General features: G+C 74.8%; 1 protein-coding gene. It reads right to left on the minus strand.

The genetic code is table 11. The annotated features are described in order from the left end of the window. A partial coding sequence (locus tag AC507J_RS32125; protein WP_496294288.1) for a type I polyketide synthase occupies nt 1–4,243 on the minus strand: 4,243 nt, incomplete at both ends.

The following is a 4,243-nucleotide window of genomic DNA, read 5'->3' on the forward strand; positions in this document are numbered from 1 at the left end:
GGCAAGCCGACCACCGGCGGCGGCACCGCCGCTCGCCACAGCCGCCAGTTCCGTCACCAACTCGGCGTGGTCGGCGCCGACCACTACCGTCCGGTGCTCGAAGACCGGCCGACCGGCCAGGGCGTACGCGACGTCGGCGACGTCCTGCTCCGGCCAGGCCGCGAGGCGAGCGGCCATCCCGGTCAACGCCTCGGCGCTGCGGGCCGACAGCGGCCACGGCACGACCGGCGGCCGGACGGCACGCTCGGGCGCGGTCTCGACCGGCGGTCCCTGCTCCAGGATCACGTGTGCGTTGGTGCCGCTGATCCCGAAGGATGAGACGCCGGCCCGGCGGGGACGCCCGGTCTCCGGCCACGTACGCGGCTCGGTGAGCAGCCGCACGTTGCCGGCGGTCCAGTCGACGTGGCTGGACGGGCTGCTGACGTGCAGGGTCCGGGGCAGGAAGCCGTGCCGCAGCGCCTCCACCATCTTGATCACACCGGTGATGCCGGAGGCGTTCTGGGTGTGCCCGAGGTTCGACTTGACCGACCCGAGCCAGAGTGGTTCACCGTCGCGCTGGCCGTACGTGGCCAGCAGCGACTGTGCCTCGATCGGGTCGCCGAGGGCGGTGCCGGTGCCGTGCGCCTCGACCGCGTCCACGTCGACCGTCGACAGGCCCGCGTCGGCCAGCGCCCGCCGGATCACCCGCTGCTGGGAGGGGCCGTTGGGGGCGCTCAGCCCGTTGGAGGCGCCGTCCTGGTTGACCGCGCTGCCCCGGATCACGGCAAGGACCGGGCGACCGTTCGCCACCGCGTCGGAGAGCCGTTCCAGCACGACGACGCCCGAACCCTCGGCCCAGCCGATGCCGTCGGCGTCGTCGGAGAACGCCTTGCACCGTCCGTCCGTGGCCAGTCCGCCCTGCCGGGCGAAGTCGGCGAACGCCTCCGGGGTGGCCATCACGTGGACGCCACCGGCCAGCGCGAGGGTGCACTCGCCCCGGCGCAGCGACTGCACGGCCAGGTGCAGTGCGACAAGCGACGACGAGCAGGCGGTGTCCACGGTCACCGCCGGGCCCTCCAGACCCAGCAGGTACGACACCCGGCCGCTGATGACCGACGTGGAGCCGCCGGTGATCATGTAGCCTTCGACGCCGTCCTGGTGGGCGGACTGGCCGGCGCCGTAGTTGTTGGCCGCGGCGCCGACGAACACGCCGGTGCCGGTGCCCGCCAGGCCGCGCGGGTCGAGGCCGGTCCGTTCCAGCGCCTCCCAGGACGCTTCGAGCAGCAGCCGCTGCTGCGGGTCGGTGGCCAGCGCCTCGCGGGGCGAGATACCGAAGAAGTCCGCGTCGAAGCCGGCGACTCCGTCGACGAAGCCACCGACCCGGGCGTACGGGGTGCCCTGCTCGGTTTCGAGGATCGCGTCCCAGCCACGGTCGGCCGGGAAGCCGTCGATCGCGTCCACGCCGTCGGTGACCAGGCGCCACAGGTCGTCGGGCGAGGCGACGCCGCCGGGCAGCCGGCAGGCCATGCCGACGACGGCGATCGGCTCGTGGTCGGCCGCCGAGGTCGTCACCGGTGCCTCGATCTCGGTGGCGTCGCCGAGCAGTTCGCGGCGTAGGTGGGCGGCGAGCACCGTGGCGGACGGGTAGTCGAAGATCAGGGTCGCGGGCAGCCGCAGGCCGGTCGCCGTGGCGATCCGGTTGCGCAGTTCCACTGCGGTGAGCGAGTCGAAGCCGAGGTCCTTGAAGGCGCGACCGGCGTCGACCCGGTCGGCCGACGGGTAGCCGAGCACGGCGGCGGCCTGTGCGCGTACCACGTCGAGGACGATCTCGTCGCGGTCCGTGACGGGCGCGGCCAGCAGGCGGGCGGCCAGGCCGTCGGTTGCTCCGGACGCGCGGCGGGCGGCGGCCCGGCGCAGCGGTACGCGGACGAGCCCGCGCAGCATCGCCGGTGGCGCGGAGTCCTGGGCGCGCAGGGCGGGCAGGTCCAGCCGGACCGGCACGACCACTGGTTCGTCCACCCGCAGGGCGGTGTCGAACAGGGCGAGGCCGTCGGTGTCGGTGAGTGCGACGACTCCCTCCCGGGCCATGCGGGCGACGTCGACGTCGGCGAGATGCCCGGTGAGGCCGGTGCGTTGGGCCCAGAAACCCCAGGCCAGGGAGACTGCGGGCAGGCCCTGGGCGCGCCGGTGTGCGGCCAGCGCGTCGACGAAGACGTTGGCGGCGGCGTAGTTGCCCTGGCCGGCGTCGCCGAACACGCCGGCGGCCGAGGAGAAGAGCACGAACGCCGACAGGTCGCGTCCGGCGGTCAGCTCGTGCAGGTGCCAGGTGCCGTCGACCTTGGGCCGCAGAACGGTGTCGAGGCGGTCGGCGGTGAGCGATCCGATGACGCCGTCGTCCAGGACGCCTGCGGTGTGCACCACGGCGGTCAGGTCGTCGATGCTGTCGATCACCTCGGCGAGCGCGTCCCGGTCGGCCACGTCGCAGCGAACCACCCGGACCTGGGCGTCCAGGCCGGCCAGTCGGCCGTCGTCGTTTCCGCTGCGGCTGAGCAGGACCAGGCTGCGCACGCCGTACGCGCTGACCAGGTGCTGGGCGACGAGCGCGCCGAGCACTCCGGTGCCGCCGCTGACCAGTACCGTCCCCGCGTCCAGGGTGGGTGCCGACGCGGCGACCGGTTGGTCGTCCAGCACCCGGGCGAGCCGGGCGGCCAGCACCCGGCCATCGCGGACCGCGAGCTGCGGTTCGGCGGCGTCGATCGCGGCCAGCATCGCCGCGGCCGGGATCGAGACGTCGGTCGGATTGAGGTCGAGCAGGTGGAAGCGGTCCGGGTTCTCGGTCTGCGCCGAGCGCACCAGGCCCCACAGCGGGGCGGCGGCCAGGTCGGCGATGTCGTCACCGGCTCGGGCCGCGACGGCACCCCGGGTGACCACGGTCAGGGTGGTGCCGGCCAGGCGGTCGTCGGTCAGCCAGGTCTGCACCGTTGCCAGCGTGGCGGTAAGCAGCGCTCGGGTGTCGGCGGCGACGTCGTTGCCGCCGGTGAACACGGCGAACACCACATCGGGCGCCGGCCGGTCGTCGTCCAGGGCGGTGATCAGCGCCGCCAGATCGGGGTGGGTGGTGACCTCGCCGCCGGCCGCGGTGAGCGCGCCGGCCAGGTCGTCGTCGCCGACCACGGCGTACCGGCCGGTGGGTGCGGAGACGGCCGTGGGCAGCGCGGGCCAGTCGATGCGGAACAGCGCGTCGCGTTGGGTGTCGGTGGCGGTCGCGACGATCGGTCGCGGTTCCAGGCCGCGGAGGAGCGCGACGGGCGCACCGGTGGGGTCGGCTGCCTCAACCGTCACCGTGCCGGGGCCGTCCGGGGTGATGCGTACCCGCAGCGCGGTGGCGCCGGTGGCGACGAGCTGCACCTCGGCCCAGACGGCGGGGGCGACCGGACCGGTTCCGGCCGGCAGTGCGGCGTGGGTGGCGGACTCCAGCAGGGCGGGATGCAGGCGGTGCCCGGCGGCTTCGGTGTGCAGTTCCTCCGGCAGTTCGACCTCGGCCAGTACGGTGTCGCCGTGCCGCCAGGCGGCGTGCAGGTTGGTGAAGGCGGAGCCGAGTTCCAGCCCGCGCGCGGCGAGCCCGGCGTGCACGGCGTCGACGTCGACGGCTTGGGCACCCGGTGGCGGCCAGGCGGTGAGGTCGAACGCGTGCGGGGTAGCGCCGGGCAGCAGCACTCCGGTGGCGTGCCGGGTCCAGGGGACGTCGGAAGCGCTGGCCGGCGGGCGGGCGTACACGCCGAGGGCACGGGTGCCGCTGTCGTCGGTGGCGCCCACGACGACCTGGACCAGCACCGCGTCGTCGGCGGGCACGGTGAGGGCCTGGTGCACCTCGAGGTCGCGGACGGTGTCGCAGCCGACGTGGTCACCGGCGCGGACGGCCAGGTCGACGAAGGCCGAGCCGGGCAGCACGACGGTGCCGTCGACGGCGTGGTCGGCCAGCCAGGGGTGGGTACGCCGGGACAGCCGGCCGGTGAGCACGGTGGTGCCGCTGCCGGCGACGGTCACGGCGGCACCGAGCAGCGGGTGGTCGGCGGGTGCCAGGCCGGTCGCGCTCAGGTCGCCGGCGGACTGCGGAACGTCGAGCCAGTAGCGGTCGCGTTGGAACGGGTAGGTGGGCAGGTCAGCGATCCGGCCACCTTCCACCGGCCAGTCGATCGGCACACCACGGGTCCACAACTCGCCTGCGGACCGCAGCACCCGGTCCCAGCCGCCCTCGTCGCGG

The sequence above is a fragment of the Micromonospora sp. PRAS1 genome (genome assembly GCF_059553435.1).